This is a genomic window from Allocoprococcus similis (assembly GCF_054660775.1).
Genome location: NZ_BAAHSG010000007.1, coordinates 1 through 22,778, shown reverse-complemented (window position 1 = coordinate 22,778; position 22,778 = coordinate 1). Strand labels below are relative to the sequence as shown.

The window sequence follows — 22,778 nt, the reverse complement described above, 5'->3', positions numbered from 1 at the left end:
AACTGCTATTTTGCACTCTGCCATGTTTTGAGGCACTTACATACTATCTTCCATATCAGCCATCCAACAAACATTCCAACTGTATTTGTTACCACATTTTCAATACGTAGTTTTTGTCGCTTTTGACTATGTACACAGCATTGATTAAATGTTATACTTATATTATATAACAAAATCAAAACGGTTGCAGCAATAGCCGGCGAATCAGCTAACGGCTATATTAAAGAAGCTATTAAGCAAAGAATTCTTCGCGAATCTGAGTAGCCATATTCTTTACATTTTATACGTTCAAGAAAGGAGTATTCTTCTATGCCATTACCAAAAGAGCAGATTTATACAACCGACGATATTTACAAGCTTCCAGAAGGAACCAGAGCCGAACTGATTGACGGTCATATTTATTACATGGCACCGCCGAGCAGACTACATCAGGAAATTACCGGAACGTTATACCGTAAGATTGCAGACTATATTGATTCAAAGAAGGGATCCTGTAAAATTTATATTGCTCCATTTGCTGTTTTTCTAAATGAGAATGATAAAAACTATGTTGAGCCGGATATCAGCATAATTTGTGATAAAAACAAACTTACAGATAATGGGTGCACAGGTGCACCGGATTGGATTATGGAGATTGTATCCCCTGGCAGCAGACGCATGGACTATTCTATAAAACTATTCAAATATCGATCTGCTGGTGTCCGAGAATACTGGATTGTGGATCCAATAAAGAACCGGATCACTGTCTGGAACTTTGAAACAGATGATAACAACGAATTTACTTTTTCCGATCAGGTAAAAGCTGGTCTTTATTCTGATTTAGTTATTGACTTCTCTCAAATTCAACTTTAATCCTTAAATAGCACCTGGAAATCAACAATACTTTGTGACTGATTTCCGAGTGCTATTTTTTTCTTTGTGGTTCAATGATAATATCCGTGAATCCCTCGCTGGCTTCCATGTTTGACTTAACCACCCAATCTGTATTTCCCGTCAACAGTCCTGCAAGAAAATCTTCTCTTCACTTCATCCGGTACATCAATCAGACCAAACCGGTAGAACATTCCGTATATGTAAGTCACGCCTCGGATATCGCCCAGAGCTTTAGGACGATCAACCACTTTCCCCACCTTTTTAATATTCCGTAGTGCCAATAACACCGAACTCCATGCCAGACTTTTACTCTTCTCCCGCCTGTCAATCCACAGTTCTTTCGTGTATTGTCCATTTCTGCCTTTTCTAATTTCATAAGAAAATGGCAATCCTGAGTAGGTTTTAAATTTTACCCCGGCATAAGCCAGAACCACTCCCCAGAAGTTTTCTTCTGTCGGATCAGCCCTCCACCGCTTCATTGCTCTGTATCTCCGCTGCCGCTCAGCTCCAACACTGATCTGCTCTTTGGCTGCTGTACTTGAGAAGTACACACCTTTCTGATATGGTAAGTACGAGGTAACGGAGGCTTTGGAAAGCTGAAGAGTATTTGCGGTTGAGAGGATTGCTTCTTTATAGCACTCTGTTTCTCGGTACTCCTCAAAGGTATCCCGTACCTTCTCCGCCATTTCTGATTCATACACACCAGCCGTGATGAGGAGCTTCCTCACCTTGATAGGATTCAAGTTCAAAGCGTCGGCGATGACCTGCAGGGAGTCATTTGAATTATAGAGAACCATAGCACCATCCATCTGCTCTTTCAAATTCTTTCCTGCATCGTATTCTGGCTTCAGCTTCTTCCGGCCTCCACCGGGCTTCCGAGATTTATGTGTTCTTTTCTCTCCCATGATTATTCGTGCAGTTCCAGCGGCAATCCGTCTGGGTCATAAAAAAAAGTCATCTTCTTGCCGGTAAAATCGTCAACTCGGATCGGCTCACATTCAATGCCTATCTCCGCCAGCTCATTCACTATCTGCTTCACGCTGTCTACGCAAAATGCAAGATGACGCAGTCCACAGGCCTCTGGACAGTTCACACGCTTCGGAGAATTTTTCTCAGCGAAAATCTCCAGCTCTGTATATTCATTAACACGAAGATCCAGCTTCCAGTCCTTTCGTTCTGAGCATGGTGATAATATTTTTCCTTTTATAGTTGTTTAAGTATATCACAAGTCTGCAAATAAATCAGTCTTGTACACACCATTCTCCAGCATCTTCTTGAAGCTATCCTTTACTGCTGCGACATCCTCGTGGTAGCTCATGCCGTACCAGGTGTCTTCCGATTATTTCAATTTTTTCATGAGTGGTGCTTCAAGCAGTTTGATTCTGCATATATCAATTACTGTACATACCACATAAATCAGTATCACACTCACAACAGCGTGAATCACCGCATTTCCAGCCTCATAAGCACCAACATTGTTAAACGTATCTTGCCACAACCATCGCCGCATGGTATTACTATTAGCGTGAATCAATAATACTCCAAATGTAGAGGCAGCAATTGTATTGATAATCTTGTCATATCCAATTTTTATATTTTTGAAAAATAGGAAGGCACTAACACCTGTCGCTAAAGCTAAGACCTTATTAGAGTCAGATACAAAGAAATAGCTGAACCCGATGTTTTTCCCTACCATGCGACTAAGCGTAGCTAACACCGCAACACTTCCCCATGATATAATCAACGACGCAATCATCAGCGTTCCCGTAATCTTCGTATTACTAAACCAGTCTTTCGGATAAAGACGAATATACGATGCAATTATGAAGAGGATACTAAACCATGTTACATAGTTGAATACAACATTTGCTTTTGCAAAAGACGGCAGAACCACATAAACTCCCAGACACCACACCATTAACCAGAAATGTTCTTTTTCTGTTAGAGCATGAATCAACTTATTCAAGAACGGAATCAATAAGTAAAACAGTAAAAAGCAACTGGTAAAGTTATCTGCCACCGTGAAAAATGGAAATATCATCTTCAAGAAACCTTTGGCTGAAAATGCTTCATATCCAGTAAAGAAGAATATACACCACAATGCAATGGCATAAAAATATCTTTCGGCCAATAATTTACCAAACTTCTTTTTGGTAATATGCGATGTACACATAAAGTATCCAGTAATCAAAACAAAGCAATTAATACCTGTTTTTCCTGCCCATCCGAATAGCAAAAGAAAATAATCCTGAAAATGCAAACTTGCCTGTGCATCAATGCAATCAAGTAACCCTGAATTCACAAGATAATGGTGGGCTACGATCATCAGCATTGAAAGGATTCTGAAAAGTTCAATATTAGAACTCCGTACTCCCCCCCTCAAATTTTTGTCTTTAATCAATTTTGTTTCCATTTAATCTTCCTCACATTGTAGTTGACACCGTATATTGCTCGAATAATTTTATTCTATCAAAATGTCACTTTTCGTTTTATTTGCGCAATCTATTATTTTGATGCCATTTTTCTTTCTAAGGCTTTGCCATATCTTAATATAGGCTTTTCAACCCATTTTGTCACGATCACAGCAAAGGCAAGAGACAAAACAAAATGTATTATGCATGCACTAACCGACATATATTGATTTTCTTCACATACTCCAAACCGAACCATAATTGAAAATATAATGTCAAAGCAAAGAAAAAAAGGAAATCCTATTTCTCCAAGCATGATTAAAAGCTTGCTCTTCCATTCTCGTTTCCTCATAAATACAAAAAGTACAATTCCTATATTATATGCAACCACATAATATAACCAATTGTCATAAGATAGCTTTGTTGACATAATTAAAACAGCTTCAAATATCACCAGACAACACATACTATCCGCTTTCTGCTTCTTACCATTCTCTTGAATGAAGAATTCAATTCCCAATAAAGCAACTAAGAATAGCAATGGAAACGCTGTTGGTATAGGTTTTCCCGTAGCATACCTTAAATAGCCTGCTCCCAACGATACCATCCCCCAAAAAAGAATCCAATATTTTGGAGCATTGCTTTTCACCACATATTTTTTAAAGAAAAAAATAAAAACAAAAAAGCAAATTTGTATCGGCATCATCCAGCTTGCTCCAAGAATGTTTCCGTATCCCATAAACTCATTAAATAATGTTATGTTTGCCATCCAACACGGTGCAGAAACATTCTTTATCTGAAATATAAATGCAGCCATTAAAAGCACCCAATACTCCGGATACATGCGAAATAGCCTATTTACCAAATATTGCATTCCAGTTCTTTTTTTATAGGATGTATAGGTTAAATATCCCGTTATCAAGAAGAAAATCGTTACACCAACTCTACCAATTGTAAACAACAAGTTCTGCGTAACCATCAGTTTAAGATGTGATATGTAAACAAGCAATGCAGCAATCCCTCTAAGCGTTGCTAACCACTCTGCTCTGCTCTGCTCTGCTCTGCTCTGCTCTGCTCTGCTCTGCTCTGCTCTGCTCTGCTCTGCTCTCAAGATTATATCTCTCCTGTTTCTTTCGTCAATATATTATTATTTTCATTTCCTCAATTAGCGGTTGCTGTACATTTTCTCATAGTAATTCTGGTACTCACCGCTGATGATGGTCTCCCACCACTCACGGTTATCGAGATACCACTGAATGGTCTTCTTGATTCCATCTTCAAACTTAGTCTCCGGCAGCCAGCCCAGCTCATTGTGGATCTTAGTCGGGTCAATGGCATACCGCATATCGTGACCCTTACGATCACCTACATGGGTAATCAGGCTTTCCGGCTTGCCCAGTTCCTTGCAGATGATCTTTACAATCTCGATGTTCTGCTTCTCATTGTGACCACCGACGTTGTAGACTTCACCAACACGACCCTTGTGAATAATCAGATCAATGGCCTTGCAGTGATCTTCCACATACAGCCAGTCACGGACGTTCAGGCCCTCGCCATAAACAGGCAGCGGCTTGTCAGCCAGAGCATTAGCAATCATCAGCGGAATCAGCTTCTCCGGGAAGTGATACGGTCCATAGTTGTTAGAGCAACGAGAAATGGTCACCGGTAGGCCGTATGTACGGTGGTAAGCCAGAACCAGCAGGTCAGCGGCAGCCTTGGAACTGCTGTACGGAGAACTGGTGTGAATAGGAGTCTCCTCAGTAAAGAACAGGTCAGGACGATCCAGCGGCAGGTCGCCATAAACCTCATCGGTAGAAACCTGATGATAACGCTGGATACCATACTTGCGGCAAATGTCCATCAGCACACTGGTACCAATGATATTGGTCTGGAGGAAGATGCCCGGATCCTCGATGGAACGGTCAACATGGGACTCCGCCGCGAAGTTTACCACAATGTCCGGATGCTCTTCTTCAAACAGTTTATCCACAGCCTCACGGTCGCAGATGTCTGCCTTCACGAAGCGGAAATTCGGGTTATCCATAACAGGTGCCAGTGTGGACAGATTGCCTGCATAGGTCAGCTTATCCAAACAGATGATCCGGTAATCCGGGTATTTTTTCAGCATATGGAACACAAAGTTACTACCAATAAAACCAGCGCCGCCGGTAACAATAATATTCATTCTCTTTTTCCTCGTCTTTCAAAAAATAATTCTATCTTCTGCCACTCTTCTCAGATGTTCGCCATAAGGAGACTTTCCATAAGCATTCGCAGATTCGAGCAATTTTTCTTTATCAATCCATTTCTCATGGTAAGCAATTTCTTCTGGTGCAGAAATTACCATATCCTGTCGATTCTGAACCGTCTGAACAAAGGTGGACGCTTCCATCAAGCTGTCCATCGTACCAGTATCCAGCCAAGCAAACCCACGACCCAAAATCTGTGCTTTCAGCTTTTCCTGCTTAAGATACATGTCATTCAATGTGGTTATTTCAAGCTCTCCACGTGCTGAAGGAACAACCTGCTCTGCCATTTCAGACACACCAGCAGGATAGAAATATAAGCCTGTAATGCAATAGTTTGATTTCGGATTCTTCGGCTTTTCTTCAACAGAAATCACATTTTTATTCTTATCAAATTCCATGATGCCAAACCGCTCAGGGTCTTTGACATAGTAGCCAAAAATAGTTGCATATCCATTTTCTGCATTATGTACTGCATCAGACAAGTTTTTTCTAAACCATCCACCATAGAAAATATTATCTCCAAGTACCATTGCGCAAGCATCATTTTCAATAAACTCTTTTCCAATGATGAACGCCTGCGCTAAACCATCAGGGCTTGGTTGTACAGCATATGATAAATTAGTTCCGAAATGTTTTCCATCTCCCAGCAACTCCTGAAATCTCGGTGTATCTTGCGGTGAAGAAATAATCAAGATATCTCGAATTCCGGCAAGCATCAATGTTGACAACGGGTAGTAAATCATCGGTTTATCATACACAGGTAACAACTGTTTGCTTGTCACCCTAGTTAATGGATAAAGACGTGTACCTGAACCCCCCGCTAAAATAATTCCCTTCATTAGTTTTCCCACTTTCTATATTAATCACAAATTGTTATTAAGCTTTAATACATTTCTGCCGTAATAGACATTACGTTGCCTACTGCTCACAACGAAGAGGTATGTAATTCGAGCAGCATCGCCTGTATCTAAAAGCGTACAGGCGTTCTCATCTATTTTTGTTTGTGTTTTATGGTTTCTCTTAACCGAGAATGATATCGCAGATACGATCAACATCTTCCAGTGCAAGATCTGCATACAACGGCAAGGTCAGCACACGCAGTGCCAAATGCTGTGCCACAGGAGTTTTCTCCGTTCCAGCAGTCGGATAATTACGATAGCACTCAAAACTATTGGTTAGCGGATAGAAATACTTTCTCGCCGTGATGCCCTGCTCTTCCAACATCGCAAAGACTTCATTACGAGTATACTTATAGCCGTCGAAAACAACTGGGAAGTACGCATAGTTACTTTCCACATTTTCCTGAATAACACTAAGCTGAATGCCTTCTACACAAGACAGACGCTCGCGATAACGCTCTACTACTTTCCTTCTCTTTACAATTTCATCGCTCAGATGGCGCAGATTGCAAATCCCCATTGCTGCCTGAAACTCATTCATCTTGGCATTACCACCAACAAAGCACACTGATTCAGGTCCATGAATACCAAAGTTCTTCTGATCATTCAGCAATTGAACCCAGCTATCATTTTTGAAGCAGACTGCACCGCCTTCAATGGTATTGAATACTTTTGTAGCATGGAAGCTGAACATTGATGCATCACCAAAGCATGCAGAAGATACACCTTTGAATTTTACAGCGAAAGCATGAGCAGCATCATAGATGACTTTCAGGCCATACTTCTTTGCAATTCTATCAATTTCCTCTACATCACAAAGATTTCCGTAAACATGTACAGGCACAATAGCAACCGTACGATCCGTAATAAGGCTCTCAATCTTTGTGACATCAATAGTATAATCTTTCTCATAAACGTCACAGAAAACTGGAACCAAGCCATTTCGAACAATTGCGTGTGTAGTAGATGCAAAAGTAAACGGTGTAGTAATCACTTCACCGCCTTCTGGCAGGTTCAGCGCTGCGATAACATTCTCCAATGCCAAATGGCCATTTGTATAAAGAGCCACATGCGGTATTCCTAAGTATTCCTCTAATTCGGACTGCAACTGTCTGTGTTTTACCCCCATGTTGGTTAGCCAATGGCTGTCCCAAATAGAACGAATCTCTTCAACATATTCGTCAAGAGTCGGCATAGATGAACGAGTAACTAAAATTTTATTATCCATATTTCCCTCCACAATCAGATACTCTTTAACAATGCATCTGTAACATCTGTTTCCTGAATCTTCCAGTCTTTTCCTAGATTACTATTCAGCACTTTCTTATAGAAACTGTATGCAACGCTAACATCAACAAAAGAAAGACCGATGGAATTGAAATAGCAAATTTCATCATCATTTTCCCGACCAGGCTTTGTTCCGTCTATAATGTCGGCTATATTAGCATATATATCGCTATCTTTTAGCAATCCGTCTTTATACATCCGGGCAATGGTTGGTGAACCCCTATGCTTTAAAGAATGCCAATCATCACATACAATTTTTGTTGCTTTTTGCGGTACAGCGTATTCATCTTCCCATCCACCTACATGGCAGTAATAGGTTCCATTTTTTACAGCATCTGCTTTTAGAAGAGGTTCTTGGCAACTAACCGCTGTAACAATTATATCGGCGTTTTGGGCGGTCTTGTCATAATCAGAATTACACGGTATAAAATCGACATCAGGATACTTTTTTTTCATTATATCAATAAATTGATTTTCCCCTTTTCCACTTCTGGATGCCACATAACAAGTATCTATTTGCGGGAACATCTGTTTAATCGCAACAAAGTGAGCCTTTGCTTGTTCTCCAGAGCCAATCGTTCCATATATATGGCTATCTTTACGAGCTAAATATTTTGCCCCAATTGCCCCCATACAAGCCGTGCGTAATGCAGTAATCAGCGTGCCATCCATTACCGCAATCGGAAATCCCTGCTCCAATTCTGATAAAATAATTACGCCGGAAACATTCTGAGATGAAAACTTATGTGGGTTTTCTGGAAAAACGGATACCCATTTAATTCCACAAACACCGTCCTTCATCAATGTTGATGGCATGCAGTTAATTCTATCCTGCGTTTCCAGATTAAAGATTTGCGAAATTTTATCTGGAAGCATAACTCCACCATTTTTATAATCAACAAGAACTTCTTCAATTACCCTAATAACTTCCTGAATATCACAGCATTTTGCTTCCATAATATCTTCCATGGATATCAGCTTGACATTTAAATCGTTTTTCAAGAAAACCCCTCCCCTCATAAAATCCTATCTACTGAAAACTTTTCGTATTGCATATTATTACCAAGCTCATCAAATACCAGCATACTATCCTGCAACTTTGAAATCTCACTTTTAAGATCTTCCGTATCAGCGCACAAAATATCCACTTCGGCCATTCTTTGATTTACGTCGTAACTCCAAGAAATTTCACTTCCAATCTCACATCTTGGAATCAGCGAAACCACTTTACAATTATCAGTCCGGTCGAAGCCCTGCATTTTTGCAACTTTACCTGCTTTTAACGTAGGGAACAAAACCGCTGCACGCTTACCATTCAGATTAACACCGTCATCCAACGGCTTTACATAACCGCAATTACCTTCTAATGCGTAATGAACCATTGCTTCCATCAAATCAATGCCAAATTCTTTGGTATACACTCTTTCGTAATCAACACCCGGAAATCTCAGGCCTGGATCAAAAAACCTAAATTTACCATTGTCTTCAAACCCTTGCATAAAAATCGGACCGTTCTTGTATCCCATTGTTTTAAACATTTTCACGACATTTTGATGTGCCGTTTTCAAATATTCATCTGTAAATCTTGATGGAGAAACAGCGCATGCCACAACTTTTTCAAGGTGATTTTCCTCAGAACCACAGTAACTGTCTACCGTTCTGATCAAATAAGCTTCACCATCCACAAAGAAATATGTAACCTGAAACTCATGAGCAGCCTTCATATATTTTTCGATAAGGATATCCCCATTTGAAGATTCGCTTTTTGCAAAGCTAATTGCATTTTTGAGTTGTTCTACCGTGTAGCACACGGACTGTCCACGCGATCCTCTACTATCAACCGGCTTAACAAACAATGGAAAGATTGCTCGTCCAGATAAGGCTTCTTCTTCCGTGTACTCAGGAATAACATCAACGCCGTTCTCCACACACATTTTTTTGAATGCGTGCTTATCAGTCATATAGAAAAACTGATCTTTTGTTCCATAACACGGCAAATTAAGTGCCTCACAGATTTGTTGATAAGGTCTTTGACACGGGTCAATGTATCCGCAAATGACACCATTCATTTGCTCTTTTTTACATCGTTCAACAATCTGATCTACATCTTTAATATTAAGCATCCATGCTTCATCTGCGACTTTCTTTGCAGGAGAATCTACAAGATAATCTGTAACAATTGTGTATACACCCATCTTTTTAGCTGCCTCAACCAACTTTATCTGTTGGGCGGTTCCACCAAGAATTAAAAGCTTTTGCTTCATAAATTTCCTCTCTTTCCATTAGTACTTAATCAGTTATGCTCTTATTTCATCTAGCGTATCCATTTTAACTTCTGTAAAACAGCTTTGAAAACTTTTGTGGCTACTGTTCTGTTTAGTAATACCATAAATACAATAATTAAAATTTGCCCCATATAAAAATGATTTTCCTGATAACCAAATATAATCTGTACTACTATTAGCGAATACATTAAATGATGTTTTAAAATATTGTTATGGCAACTAATGTATTTTTTAGATGCAAGATATCGCAACCCCCACATCGAATAGAATGATAGCAACGTTGCAATAGCAGCCCCCATTGCTCCAAAGGTTGGTATTAAGACCGCATTAAAAATCGCATTAATAACACCTGCTGATACCGTTGTCCATGCAATAACTTCGTTTTTCTTAACTGCATTAAAAATACCACCCCAAAAACTACTCAATCCACTAAACAACATTGCCAAAATTAAAACTGGTGCATACTTCCATGCGATAAAAAACTCTTTTGCAAACAAAATCTTAGAAATAAGTATATTACTCAGTATCAATCCTGAACAACAAAGCACCAACACAAAATTAAATAATTCATAGGTATTGCTAAAGAAACCATCCTTATCTTCTTTATCAAAATCTCTTATGGCTGATATTCCCCACGCTTGACCAAAAATGTTGCATACCATGGACATAATACTTGGCAATTTATAAGAAATAGAGTACAGTCCATTTATTGCCGCACCCTTTAACCATATAACAAAATACTTGTCTAAACTATTATTAATCCACCATCCTAGTTGTCCAAACATTGTTGGTATTGCATACTTTCGCATTTCAGAATGTAGATTCTTTTTATATTCATGCGAAACTTTTTCAATTTTCAATGGCAAAATATGAATCAATGCATAAGCAGTTGCAAGACTTGGACCTATCACTAGTGACAACAAATATCCAAACATTCCCCATTTCAAGACTAAAAGAAAGAGAAGATTAGATGCTAATCGTACTATTGTTCCGAGCAAGGATGAGACTGCCATCACTCGGACTTTATCTATTGCGCGCAGGAATTGGTTTGCCAATGTTTCAAATGTTTCTGCTGCAAAAACAAGCCAAAGAAATATATAATAATATCCTTCCCAATTAAATAAATGCAATAAATATATCAGTACTAAGCCAAACGCTAATATTACACAGGCAAAACTGTCAATCCTTGCTCCGTATAAAAAAACCCTATCAGATTTTTCATTTTTATCAATACCAAATCGTAACACTGAAGAGCCAATATTAATTGTCAATACATACACTAAAAGAGTAGAACTCGTAGTAATAATATCTGCCATCCCATATTCAGCCGTAGATAAAACATTAGTATATAAAGGAACTAAGAAGAAAGATAAAAATTTTGATCCAAAAGATGCTAAAGACAACAAAATTGTATTCTGTAACAAATATGAATATTTTGATTTTTCGATATGTCCACCTTTATTTTTCATCAATTTGTTTCCTCTTAATTTTACTAATTATCTTATTCTTTATATAATCCGTTTCACCATTAACAAGCTTTAGATATACTCTTTCAATTCTTCTATACAAAGAAATCAATGGTTTATTGTAGGCCATTATTCTATTTCTTTTTTGTTCATAATCTACATCAGGTATAATATAGTGTGGATGTTTCATTGGAAACTCAATTTCATGTGTTTCCATATTAAGTACCCTTCTAAAGCCCTTCGGCATTTGCTTAATTTCATCCATATGCATTGACTCTTTGTTGCAACCAATATTACTCACTAAATTGTATTTAGGAATTATTTGAAGTCTATTTTGAGCGTACATATCAAATTCATACCAAAACTCTGATCCAGCCACATGACCCTCATATTTCTCATTCTGTCCATATGCGCACAGACGCTTCCAAGCAATAGGATTTTTCTTTGTTCGCTGCTTTAATAGACTCATGACATATGGGTCTTCGTAATAGGAAAATCCCCCCCTATTAATAATAGATCTTCTCCACACTGCTGTCCCCCAAATGGAACCTTGTCTAGAAAAGAAGTAATCCGCTGTAACATTTTCGCTTTTACCCAAGTGATTCATGCCACAAATACATTCAATTCTTTCGTCGTCTTTATACTTTTCAAGAAGTTCTGCACAATACTTAAAAAAACTAACGGATGGTAATATATCATCCTCCAACATGATACATCTATCTACAGTGTTCCAAATTAACTCTTCACGTTTCTGACCCATTGCATAAAGGCCTAAATTTTTATCCATATATAATTTGTATACTATACATTCCCAGTCAATTTCCTCATCATAAATCTTTCTGTTTTGATAAATCAACTGCCACTCTCTTTCATTTCTACCGCCATCTGATGTTACAAAGAGAATACTTGGCCTCGCCTGTTTAATAACTTCAAACTGCTTGCGCTGACACTCCGGACGTGTCCAAATGTTAACTTTTACCGGTACATCTATCAAATATGGTTTCATATAAATTCTCCCTTACCATTTAATTATGCTTTCATACGGAAGCACCGAAAACTGGTCATAATATATATGTTCAAATATCCATAAACCGATTAGCACTATAATAATTGCCAGTTTTATCAACTTTGCATTTTTCCCCCACTTAGCATATTTAAAAACATATGGAATACTTAAAAAATTTATATAATAATATGCATATATCAAACGATCTGTCGCACCTGTAAATGAACTTATACCGATACAACACGTCGCTATCAGCAAATCATTTGCATATATTCTATATCTCTTATCTTTTTCATTAAATCCAACAATCGTGGCATAATATACTATTAATACAACTGCTGATAAAAATAAATTGTAATGTTGTCCCAATCTAATATTCCTTGAGAATCTTGTTAACGAAATAATTCTTATTACAAATGGCTGAGAGATTGCTAGAATGCCAATAACTGCTATTGGCAATATGTAATAGATTTTCTTTTTCAACTTTATATTTCCAAGAAAATAGAACGGAAAATATATAATTGAAATTGTATGCATAGTCGTTGCAAGAGCTGCACAAATAAAATATTGCATAGGTTTTCGTTCTTCAACATACCTCAAAGAATACGCAAATATTGCAATTGCAATACATTGTCGGACAAAATTATAACTAGCCAAGTAATACGAACCCAGTACTAGCATCAAAACGCTAAATGGAATGTTTACAGAATCTTTTTTTATACTTTGATATACAAGGATAAGCGAAATCAAAGCAGTAATTACAAAGATCCATTGATAATCCGATGTAAAACATGCAATTATTTTATTAAGTGCCGTAAACCCCCATTCATTATATCTGATTAAGGAGTGAGTTTCTGAATTTATGACTTTATTCGCAATCCACCTAAAAGTAGGAGCATATGTATAAAAATAATCCTGTCCGATTCCATACCGAATTGCTGCTGGGATAAAGTACACTAAAAAAGATAATCCAAATGAAATCTTATCCGGATAAACAATTGTTTGCCCCTCTATTATTTTTAGTTTTCTGCCTTTTACATGAACTGATAAATAAGCGAAACCAGTTGCTATAAAAGCAAATATCCAATAAATCATTGTTCTATACTCTATCCTCCTTTAATTGTCCAGAAATAATTGAATTAACATATGTTCTTTTACTAAAACTTCTAAACAATCCATATGCCCGTTGCCACTGTTCTTCTACATAGCTACTGAATTCATATGTATCTTTGTTACAATATTCAGACAGCATAGTTTCTATTGAACTTGAATCTTCAACTTTAAATAAATATCTTTTTGAACCAAGAAGCTCTGGAATACCACCCGTATTAGAACCCAATACGAGTTTTTTTCGTGCCATTGCTTCAATAGCTACCGTAGGTAATGGATCCTGCCTGCTTGGAACAAGCAAAATATCGATTGCATCATAAAAAGCCTTCATCTCAGAGCTATTGAGCCTTAAAAAAAACTGCACATTTTTTTTATCTTTGATACAATTTAATAAATCTTGGCAACTATCTTCTATAAGGTTGTACGCAATTTTCCACTTTATATTATCTCCCATAGATTCAATGACTTTTACTAATATATCAAATCCTTTTCGTTTAGATATCATGCCAACATATCCCACTACGATTGGATCATTTTTCTTAATTAATTTATCTGTTGTAAAATAATCATCTGAAACGCCATTATAAACAACTTTCATTCGGTTACAATTCCACGATTTTTTACACGCTTCTGATACAGTTAAAACCACATCTAATTCATCAAAAGCTCTTTTTGCTTCATACCTCTTACAAACTGTTCCGATTGAAGCCTGCATATCATGTACATGTCCAATACAGGGAACTTTTAATTCTCTCACAATTTTTCGAGAAAGAATCACTTCATGTGTATTATTAAAATAAAAAGCGTCAGGCCTCAACTGCTCAATAACTGTCATCAAAGCATGCTTTAATCTATATTGCGTGACTTTCGGCAGAAAACGCAATTCATTTTTGATATAACATATCTTCAACTGGAAAACCTTGCTTGCTCCAAATCTTTCGCTAAAGTGTTGAGCTGCATTTCCTTCATATATAAAAACAAAATATGGATCAATCTCACTATTTCCATCAAGGTACTGTATAAGGACATTTTCAGCTCCTGAAAAATCCAGACCTAAAATAACAAATATTACTTTTTTCATTGTCCGCCTCTCATTGTGCTAATTACAGCAGACAAAATCTCCGCTGATTTCTTCCAACTATATTTTGATAACACTTTCCTGATGCATTCTTCCGTATCTACCACATTGTCATCAAAAACGTCATTATATTTATATGGATTAATATAGTGCACACTATCCTCAAATACTTCATGCATTACAGCTGCATCAGACACATAAACATTTTTTGCTCCTGCACTCATTGCTTCTAACGGTGGAATTCCAAACCCTTCATAAAAAGTTGGGAATAAAAACGCCTTGCAGTCCCTCATTAAAGTTTTTGCTTCTTCATCAGAAACATAACCAAGTAGCTTCATATTATTGGGACATTCAAATCCCATACCATCTGCAAATACTTTTTTATTAATTGATCCTGCAACTGCAAATACACAGTTAGGATTTCTTTTTGCTTCTTCCGCAATCCACCTAAAGTTTTTATTAGGCTCTAAGCTGCACATAGAGAAATAGTAGTTATTTTTTTTCAGATCATACTTATTAAGTGCATCTTCATCATATTCGATTTTTTTATAATGCTGCCATGCATTAGGAATCACCGTAATTTTATCTGGATTTATTTGGAAATACTTCACAATTTCAGACTTAGAAAACTCTGACACCGTAATAATTTTCCTAGCCCTTTTTGTTGCATTGCCAAGCAATAAATCATACCACAGCAAAAATTTTTTTGAAAAATACTGCGGGGTTGCTTTTACTTTGACATCATGAATGCATACAATCCCCGGTGCCGGAAGTGGTGCAACATTACATAAGTTCAATGAAATGCCTTTATTTTTATGAACATACCATGGAAAAGAGAGATGTTCCCATAATCTGTTGTGTAGTTTTCCTAGTTTTACTACTTTGATATTTTTATAAGTTGGGATATCTTTAACCTCTGGTGGAACAGCCATTTCAATACCCTCTGGCTCAATTATTTTATCCAGTTCTGATAATATTTCTCTTGCATATCGCTCTACACCAGTAACTCTATGAATCAAAAAACGTCCATTGATTATTACTTTCATCGCTATATATTCCTTATCTTCTTTATTTCTGCTGGAGTCCCCAGTGCATAACAATCATCTGGCACATCCTTCGTTACAACAGAATTTGCAGCAACAATTACATTGTTTCCTATTTTTCCAACTATCACCGCACCTGTTCCAATAAACACATTATTTCCAATTGTCGGAACATCCTCATCTGGCAATCCATTTTTAAACTTCGCACCAATCATCACATTATGGAGAATCTTGCAACTTTCACCAATCTTCACCTTATAATGAACTGTGTAGCCAAGTCCTCTATGCCAGAACTTTGTACCGGATCCAATCTCAGCTTTAGCTGAAACAGCATTTGCGCATATCCAATAATTTAAAAATTCGAACATACGCACAAGCGGAGTCAGTCCCCCCACTTTATAAAGGGAATGCGCTATTTTCCAAAATACCGTTATATCATTCTCCTGCATTTAAAAAGTTGCAAACAGCTTCTTAATATTGTTACAAAACTGTGTTGACAAAAAGTTGTTTTCAACTCGCTCTTTTCCTGCCTTGCCATATTTCAAGCTTAATTCTTTATTTTGAGCGAGTGTCTTCATAGCATCTGCATACTTTTCTACATTACGATTTTCAACTTCGATTCCTGTCACTTTATTCAAACTAACATAGTTGACACCAGAGCCCGGAATGGTAAATGTAACTACCGGTTTTTTGTAGTACATTCCCTCTGCCAGTGCCAAGCCAAATGCTTCATTCTTTGTAATAGAAGGAAAACAAAATATATCAGACGCTAAAATTAACGCTTTTAACTCCACATCATCAATGCGACCTGTAAAAACAATTTTGGCGTCACCTTTCGCTTCTTCATGAAGCTTTTCCGTTAATTCACCTTTTCCAGTAATAAAAATTCGGAATTTATCGTCCAAAAGCTTACTAGCTTGAACCAAGTAAGTGAACCCCTTATATTCAGTGTGACGTCCAACTGCGACGCATATCGTCTTATCCTTGTTTTCTTCCCGAATCTCTGCCGCACGTTTTTCTATTTCTGATGTGATTGTCATTCGTTCTACATTAATGCAGTTCGGCACAACAATGCACTTCTCTTTTACTGACTGAAGCCATTTGCTTCCCTCTATATAATTCGGAGATGTCGCTATAACTTTATCTGCACGAGTAAGTAAACTTCTATTTTGTGGAGCAAACAACAACTTCAAGTACTTCTGCCGAACAATATCAAGATGCCAATACACTACGAGTTTGGCTTTCGAGTTTTTCAGTTCTCTCAGCAATAAAGCTGCAACAAATGGGTTTGGATAGTGAAAAACTACAATATCAGGATTAAATTCCTTCATAACTTTATGTAAGTGCTTTCCATACGATGCTGACAGCGACTGTGCTGCAATCTTTGTAAAACAGCCGCATTTTATTACTTCAATTTCATCAACAATATCGAGTTTGTCTTCTTTACCATCATTAAACGCAATAACCTTTTGCTCATGCTCACCCTTAAGTGCTAAAATTACATCTCTTGCAATTTGCTCAGTGCCACCTGAAAAGGGATAATAATATTTTGATATATGTAAAATTTTCTTCATTATTTTCTATTCCTCTCACCGCAAATTATCAGCATCGAACTTTAATCAACTCTGCATCACCAACGGTCAAACATCTGCCCAGTCCTGCAGGTAAAAACAGTGTTTCACCTTTGCTGAACCGCATCGGCTTCTGTTCCGCATCCATCGTCTGCACTTCACCATATCCATCCAAGCACATTAACACCTGAAAAGATGCATCCATAACAGAGAATGCAAAGCCTTTCGTTACTTGTATTCTTTCTATTTCAAAATATTTGCAGCGGCAGAGCAATTCGCGGGAACAGCCAGAATAGTACTTCACCATTCTCGGTTTCTGGCTCACATCCGGTGCAACCTTCATGTTCATGACCTGCACAGCTTTGTCAAAATGCAGTTCACGCTTTTTGCCATTCTTATCCACACGGTCATAGTCGTAGACACGGTAAGTTACATTGGAGCTTTCCTGTATTTCAGCTACAAGAATTCCCTTCCCAATGCCGTGTACTGTACCAGCCGGAACAAAGTAAGTATCGCCCTTGTGAACTGGAACCTTTTGCAGATGTTTATCCAACGTTCCGGTTTCAACTGCTTTCCGGAGAATTCCTTCCGTCATCTCATGCTGGAAACCATAAATCAGACTGGCTCCTTCGTCAGCATTAATGACATACCACATTTCAGTCTTGCCGTTGTCGCCTTCGTGCTCTCTTGCATACTCATCACTAGGATGAACTTGTACTGAGAGGTCTTTCTTGGCATCGATAAACTTAACCAGAACCGGAAGCTCCCCGTTTTCTACTTTTGTGCCAAGGTATTCCGGATGGGCTTTCAGCACTTCAGCCAGTGTTTTTCCTTTATATGTACCATTTGCCACATAACTTGGACCGTCCGGATGAACCGAACACTCCCAAGTTTCTGCTAATGGTGTTAGATCAATCTTTTTACCATATTCTTCCCGAAGTCGAGTACCACCCCACAAATAATCTTTACCCGTCGGAATCAATTTCATGATTTCCATTACTCTGTCTCCCACTGTTTTTTATTCCATCGGAAATTTAATCTTATCTGCGACGCTGATTTCTTCACCAAGCTGAACTTCAATCATATCCAGTGTCGTAATAGCTTCGGCTGTATGCTTACAACCTGCTGCAATGGTAATTACATCGCCAGTGCGCAATACCTGTTCCATACCGTCAACAATTGCCTTACCTTTACCAGAAACAACCGTCCACACTTCCTCACGGTAGTTATGCATGTGATACGTCATGCGTTCGCCAGCTCTCATGGAAACCTTGACCGTCATGGAACCCGGTTGCACATCAATAACCGTATAAGTACCCCAAGACTTCTCAGCATACATTGCCTCAGTCTCGATTTTTTCCACATAAGGCTTCATATAACCGCTACGTTCTTTATCAGCAATCAAGATACCATCGCCGCTGGCGGCAACAATCATATCCTTGCAACCCATACAGAGAATCGGGATATTCAGCTCGTTCACCACATTGGTGTTCTCGCAGGTTTCATCCAAGATAGCTTTACCCTTAGTCTTATCTGCCATGACCTCCGACATCATGTTCCAAGTGCCGACATCTTTCCAGTCGCCACTATAACGCAAAACCTGAATGCTGGACTCTTTCTCGACCACAGCATAGTCGAAACTGATCTTGGTTAGGGTATCATATTTATTGAACAAATCGCGATAATCCTCAAAGTCGATCATGCTGTGTGCTTTGTCCAGCAGATAGCCCAGCTTGAACGCAAAGATACCCGCATTCCACAGCGCACTCTGAGCCAGATATTTCTTAGCTGTTTCCACATCCGGCTTTTCCTTGAATTCCTTAACCTTGCTGACATTTTCGCCGCTTTCCGGGATAATGTAACCATACTTCTCGCTAGGATAGGTCGGCTCAATGCCCATCAGGGTCAGATTTGCGCCATCCTGCTCCGCAAGCACCTGCAGAGTCTTGACAGCTTCGTAATAGGTGTTATCCACATACGGGTCAACCGGGCAGACAACAACTGCTTCATTCTCATCAACGCCCAGCTCATCGTGGAGATAGGCTGCCGCCAGTGCAATGGCAGGGAATGTATCGCGGCGGCAAGGCTCTACACAAATAGAAGCCTTCTCACCCAGCTGGTTCTTGATTGCACTTGCCTGCGATTTACTCGTTGCAATGGTGATTTTTGCGTCAGCATCTACCGTAGTAATCTGACGATAGACACGCTGCACCATAGATTCATACTCGTCATCATTCTTGAACAGCTTGATGAACTGCTTACTGCGCACATCATTAGAAAGAGGCCAGAGACGCTTACCTGAACCACCAGAAAGTAAAATAATATTCATTTTGTTTTTCTCCTCTATCTTTACTTCAAGAATTCTTCAGCACTCTTACGAATTTCTGCTTCCACCTTCTCGGCGGCTTCCTTGTTCTCTGCACTGACAGAGATATAGGTCTTGAGCTTCGGCTCAGTGCCGGAGGGGCGCACCACGATGGAGCAGTTGTCTTCCAGCAGGAACTTGAGCACATCGGACTTGGGCAGACCGTCCAGACCCGGTGCGTAGTCCAGCAGCTTGACGACCTTCCTGCCGCCGAACTCCTTGATATTGCCACGGAATGCCTGCATGATGCTCTGCATCTTGGCAAAACCGGCGCTGCCGTCGAACTCGTAGCTGTGCAGGGTGTTCAGGCAGTAGCCGTAGGCCTTGTACAGCTCGTTCAGCTTATCCAGCAGGCTGATTCCCTTGGTTGCATAGTAGCTGAACATCTCGCAAATCATGTAGGCACCGTCCACACCGTCCTTGTCCCGGACGTAGGAGCCGGTCAGGTAGCCGTAGCTCTCCTCAAAGCCGAACACATAGCTGTGGGCCCTGCCCTGCTGTTCCAGCTTGCCGATCTGCTCACCGATGAACTTGAAGCCGGTCAGCACGTTGATGGTACGCAGGCCATAATGGGTAGCAATCTGCTCGCCCATATCCATGGTAACAATTGTCTTGACCATAACCGGATCAGCAGGCATCTTGCCGTGTTTTACGCGCTGGTTGCAAATGTAGTCAAACAAAAGCATACCCGTCTGGTTGCCGGTCAGCAGCTCATACTCTCCTGCCTTGTTCTTGACGGCAATGCCCACACGGTCGCAGTCGGGATCGGTCGCCAGCAACAAGTCAGCATTACACTTCTTGGCATACTCCATGCCAAGTACCATGGCTTCCTTGATTTCCGGGTTGGGATATGGGCAAGTCGGGAAGTTTCCGTCCGGCTGCTCCTGCTCCTTGACCACCGTGATGTTGGTGTAGCCCATCTCCTTCAGGGTGCGGGTCACGGGCTTCAGACCGGTGCCATTCAGCGGGCTGTATACGATAGCCACATCCTTATTGACTTCTTCGCCAAAGAGAACAGACTGGCTCTTGACCTGCTCCACGAAGGCCGTGTAGACCTCGTCCGAAATGTACTGAATGTTGCCGTTTGCCATACCTGCTTCAAAGTCACTGTTCTTGACATCTGCAAAAACATCCAGCTTTTCAATCTCAGCTAAAATCTTAGCAGCGGCCTCAGTGGTGATCTGGCAGCCGTCAGCACCATAGACCTTGTAGCCGTTATACTTGCTGGGGTTGTGAGAAGCCGTCACCATGACACCGGCAGAGGTGTGCAGATAACGGGTCGCAAAGGACACGGTCGGAACCGGCATCAGGGCAGGCCAGATATTGACCTTAACACCATTGGCTGCGAACACGCCCGCAGCCACCTTTGCAAACACATCGCTCTTGATACGGCTGTCATAGCCGATGGTCACAGACGGCTCTGTGAAGTTCTTTTTCAGATAATCAGCCAGACCCTGAGAAGCCTTCGCTACGGTGTAGACGTTCATCCGATTGGTGCCTGCACCAATTACACCACGCAACCCACCGGTGCCAAAAGTAAGATCACGATAAAAAGCATCCTCAATTTTTGTATCATCCAGCGTTTTCAGTTCAACGGCAACATCTGCATCCGCAGTTGCATTCACCAGCCACCGCTCGTATTCCTTTTTAATATCCATAATTTATTTACTCCTTCGGTCCTTCTCGAACCAAACCCTTAAAAGAATCTTTATATCTATGTACGCATCTGCTCTTTACAGATAGTATTTCTCTCTAATTCCTAGTGCGTTCATCACCCAGTCTTTTCCCACTCATCATTATTAAGACTGGTTTACTCAATAAAATCAGTCGCATCTTTTTCCGCATTTCTCTGGCGTATATTTATTCGCCACACTCTAACTTTAAATTTATAACTTATCTATTTTGTACTTTACGTCAAAGAATAAACCACATGTTTAGCACTCGTCATTTATTCTTTGACATCTATTTCATTTCTTCTCTACTTCGATCCAACCTTCCCCAGCACAACTGCCACGGTCTTAAACAGAATCTTAATATCCAACCCCGGACTCCACTTCTTAATATATTCGGTATCCAGTCTTACAACCTCTTCAAAGTCTGTGATATTACTTCTTCCGCTGACCTGCCACATACCGGTAAGTCCCGGCTTGAATGCCAGTCTGGAACGGTGATGCATCTCATACTTCTCCCACTCGTCCACTGTCGGCGGTCTGGTTCCCACAAGGCTCATATCGCCTTTGAGTACATTCCAGAACTGTGGAAATTCATCCAGAGAGTAATCACGGATAAAATTACCGATTCCCTTGATGATACGTGGATCATTATCCATCTTGAACATCATACCATCTTTGATGTTGTTCTGCGCTATCAGTTCTTTCTTCCGCTCTTCCGCATCCATATACATGCTTCGGAATTTGTAAATATTGAACTTCTTACCATTTTTACCGATTCGCACCTGTTTGAAGAAAATCGGTCCCGGCGACTTGATATAAATGATCGGTGCTACAAAGATAAAGATAATCCCTGTCAGCAGCATTCCAACCAGTCCTCCGCAGATATCCATCGTCCTTTTGAAGATCAGCTGAGCAGTGCTTACCATATTGATGCTTGTCGAAAGCACCGTATATCCTTCCAGCTTTTCTACAATCTGGTTGGAAGAATCATCTGCAACTCTTGCCAGCTTGATATGTACGGTAATTCCCATGATACCGAAATTTCCAATCAGTTTATCCGGAAGCGCAAGCTCTGTCGGAATACTGAAAAGTGCTTCATCCACCCAGTTCAGCTGTGCAAAATCTTCAATCGCACTCTCTCCACAAAATACCGGGAATCCATGATAATTTGGAATTTCATTTTCTTTTGCATCAATAATTCCAATTCCCATTACATGAAACTCACTGTAGGGATTGCCGGTAAATGCCTCCACAATTTCTTTATAATTCTTTTTTCCACCGATCAGAAGGATCGCTCTTTTCCCTGATGCAGGGCCTCTGTGCTTGGAAAGCCATTTTTTCAACAAAATCCTTCCTATATATAATACGCAGATCGATATGATCAGGAATGCAAATGTGACAATTCGCGAGTAATTGCTTGACTCTTTCATTGCAAACAAATAGGGGTAATCAAAGTTTTTGA

Annotated in this window: 20 protein-coding genes and 1 pseudogene; 1 reads left to right on the top strand and 20 read right to left on the bottom strand. The window is 39.6% G+C overall.

Translation table 11 applies throughout. From position 1 onward, the window contains the following. Positions 1-309 precede the first annotated feature (309 nt). A complete protein-coding gene (locus ACYQ5K_RS03960) occupies positions 310-852 on the top strand; it encodes a Uma2 family endonuclease (protein ID WP_173688658.1) in 543 nt (180 codons plus the stop codon). A gap of 116 nt (positions 853-968) precedes the next feature. On the opposite strand, the gene ACYQ5K_RS03955 is transcribed toward ACYQ5K_RS03960, so the two are convergent. The 20 genes and pseudogenes from ACYQ5K_RS03955 to ACYQ5K_RS03860 all read right to left on the bottom strand — a co-directional run. Continuing rightward, positions 969-1,778 (bottom strand): hypothetical protein, encoded by an 810-nt coding sequence (locus tag ACYQ5K_RS03955; protein ID WP_459777278.1) that lies wholly within the window; start codon positions 1,776-1,778, stop codon positions 969-971. 2 nt (positions 1,779-1,780) lie between these two features. Then, positions 1,781-2,050 (bottom strand): annotated as a pseudogene (locus ACYQ5K_RS03950) (VOC family protein); the annotation flags it as partial. A gap of 162 nt (positions 2,051-2,212) precedes the next feature. Further along, positions 2,213-3,286, bottom strand: a complete 1,074-nt coding sequence (locus tag ACYQ5K_RS03945; RefSeq protein WP_173688659.1) for an acyltransferase family protein — start codon at positions 3,284-3,286, stop codon at positions 2,213-2,215. 92 nt (positions 3,287-3,378) lie between these two features. Next, positions 3,379-4,395 carry an acyltransferase family protein gene (locus ACYQ5K_RS03940; RefSeq protein WP_459777277.1) on the bottom strand — a complete coding sequence of 339 codons (1,017 nt, stop codon included), beginning with the start codon at positions 4,393-4,395 and terminating at the stop codon, positions 3,379-3,381. Between the two features lie 54 nt (positions 4,396-4,449). Then, positions 4,450-5,469: a dTDP-glucose 4,6-dehydratase gene (gene rfbB, locus ACYQ5K_RS03935; protein WP_195231374.1), complete on the bottom strand. Its 1,020-nt coding sequence runs from the start codon at positions 5,467-5,469 to the stop codon at positions 4,450-4,452. Positions 5,470-5,487: 18 nt separating this feature from the next. After that, positions 5,488-6,372, bottom strand: coding sequence for a glucose-1-phosphate thymidylyltransferase RfbA (rfbA, locus tag ACYQ5K_RS03930; RefSeq protein WP_173688662.1), 885 nt, complete (start codon positions 6,370-6,372; stop codon positions 5,488-5,490). Positions 6,373-6,553: 181 nt separating this feature from the next. Then, positions 6,554-7,672: a DegT/DnrJ/EryC1/StrS family aminotransferase gene (locus ACYQ5K_RS03925; protein WP_459777276.1), complete on the bottom strand. Its 1,119-nt coding sequence runs from the start codon at positions 7,670-7,672 to the stop codon at positions 6,554-6,556. Positions 7,673-7,674: 2 nt separating this feature from the next. After that, positions 7,675-8,721 carry an ornithine cyclodeaminase family protein gene (locus ACYQ5K_RS03920; RefSeq protein ID WP_201856669.1) on the bottom strand — a complete coding sequence of 349 codons (1,047 nt, stop codon included), beginning with the start codon at positions 8,719-8,721 and terminating at the stop codon, positions 7,675-7,677. Positions 8,722-8,735: 14 nt separating this feature from the next. After that, on the bottom strand, positions 8,736-9,983 hold the full coding sequence (locus ACYQ5K_RS03915; protein WP_459777275.1) for an ATP-grasp domain-containing protein: 1,248 nt from the start codon (positions 9,981-9,983) through the stop codon (positions 8,736-8,738). 50 nt (positions 9,984-10,033) lie between these two features. Beyond that, the gene (locus ACYQ5K_RS03910) at positions 10,034-11,473 is read right to left on the bottom strand and encodes a lipopolysaccharide biosynthesis protein (RefSeq protein WP_195231377.1); all 1,440 of its coding nucleotides are present in this window, start codon (positions 11,471-11,473) and stop codon (positions 10,034-10,036) included. Then, a complete protein-coding gene (locus ACYQ5K_RS03905; protein WP_173689641.1) occupies positions 11,463-12,476 on the bottom strand; it encodes a hypothetical protein in 1,014 nt (337 codons plus the stop codon). The genes ACYQ5K_RS03910 and ACYQ5K_RS03905 overlap by 11 nt, the downstream gene beginning before the upstream one ends. 12 nt (positions 12,477-12,488) lie before the next feature. After that, positions 12,489-13,571, bottom strand: coding sequence for an EpsG family protein (locus tag ACYQ5K_RS03900; RefSeq protein WP_459777274.1), 1,083 nt, complete (start codon positions 13,569-13,571; stop codon positions 12,489-12,491). Between the two features lie 4 nt (positions 13,572-13,575). Next, on the bottom strand, positions 13,576-14,667 hold the full coding sequence (locus ACYQ5K_RS03895; protein WP_195231378.1) for a glycosyltransferase family 4 protein: 1,092 nt from the start codon (positions 14,665-14,667) through the stop codon (positions 13,576-13,578). Further along, positions 14,664-15,710 (bottom strand): glycosyltransferase family 4 protein, encoded by a 1,047-nt coding sequence (locus ACYQ5K_RS03890; RefSeq protein ID WP_173689598.1) that lies wholly within the window; start codon positions 15,708-15,710, stop codon positions 14,664-14,666. Before ACYQ5K_RS03890 ends, ACYQ5K_RS03895 begins: the two co-directional genes overlap by 4 nt. A gap of 2 nt (positions 15,711-15,712) precedes the next feature. After that, positions 15,713-16,156 (bottom strand): LbetaH domain-containing protein, encoded by a 444-nt coding sequence (locus ACYQ5K_RS03885; protein ID WP_201856691.1) that lies wholly within the window; start codon positions 16,154-16,156, stop codon positions 15,713-15,715. Then, positions 16,157-17,281: a glycosyltransferase gene (locus tag ACYQ5K_RS03880; protein ID WP_173689597.1), complete on the bottom strand. Its 1,125-nt coding sequence runs from the start codon at positions 17,279-17,281 to the stop codon at positions 16,157-16,159. A 28-nt stretch (positions 17,282-17,309) separates the two neighbouring features. After that, positions 17,310-18,275 carry a type I phosphomannose isomerase catalytic subunit gene (locus ACYQ5K_RS03875; RefSeq protein WP_173689596.1) on the bottom strand — a complete coding sequence of 322 codons (966 nt, stop codon included), beginning with the start codon at positions 18,273-18,275 and terminating at the stop codon, positions 17,310-17,312. 21 nt (positions 18,276-18,296) lie between these two features. Beyond that, the gene (locus ACYQ5K_RS03870) at positions 18,297-19,607 is read right to left on the bottom strand and encodes a sugar phosphate nucleotidyltransferase (RefSeq protein WP_173689595.1); all 1,311 of its coding nucleotides are present in this window, start codon (positions 19,605-19,607) and stop codon (positions 18,297-18,299) included. 20 nt (positions 19,608-19,627) lie between these two features. Next, positions 19,628-21,301 carry a phospho-sugar mutase gene (locus tag ACYQ5K_RS03865; protein WP_173689594.1) on the bottom strand — a complete coding sequence of 558 codons (1,674 nt, stop codon included), beginning with the start codon at positions 21,299-21,301 and terminating at the stop codon, positions 19,628-19,630. Positions 21,302-21,621: 320 nt separating this feature from the next. Then, positions 21,622-22,778, bottom strand: a 1,157-nt coding sequence (locus tag ACYQ5K_RS03860; protein WP_459777273.1) for a sugar transferase, incomplete at its 5' end; no start/stop codon positions are given.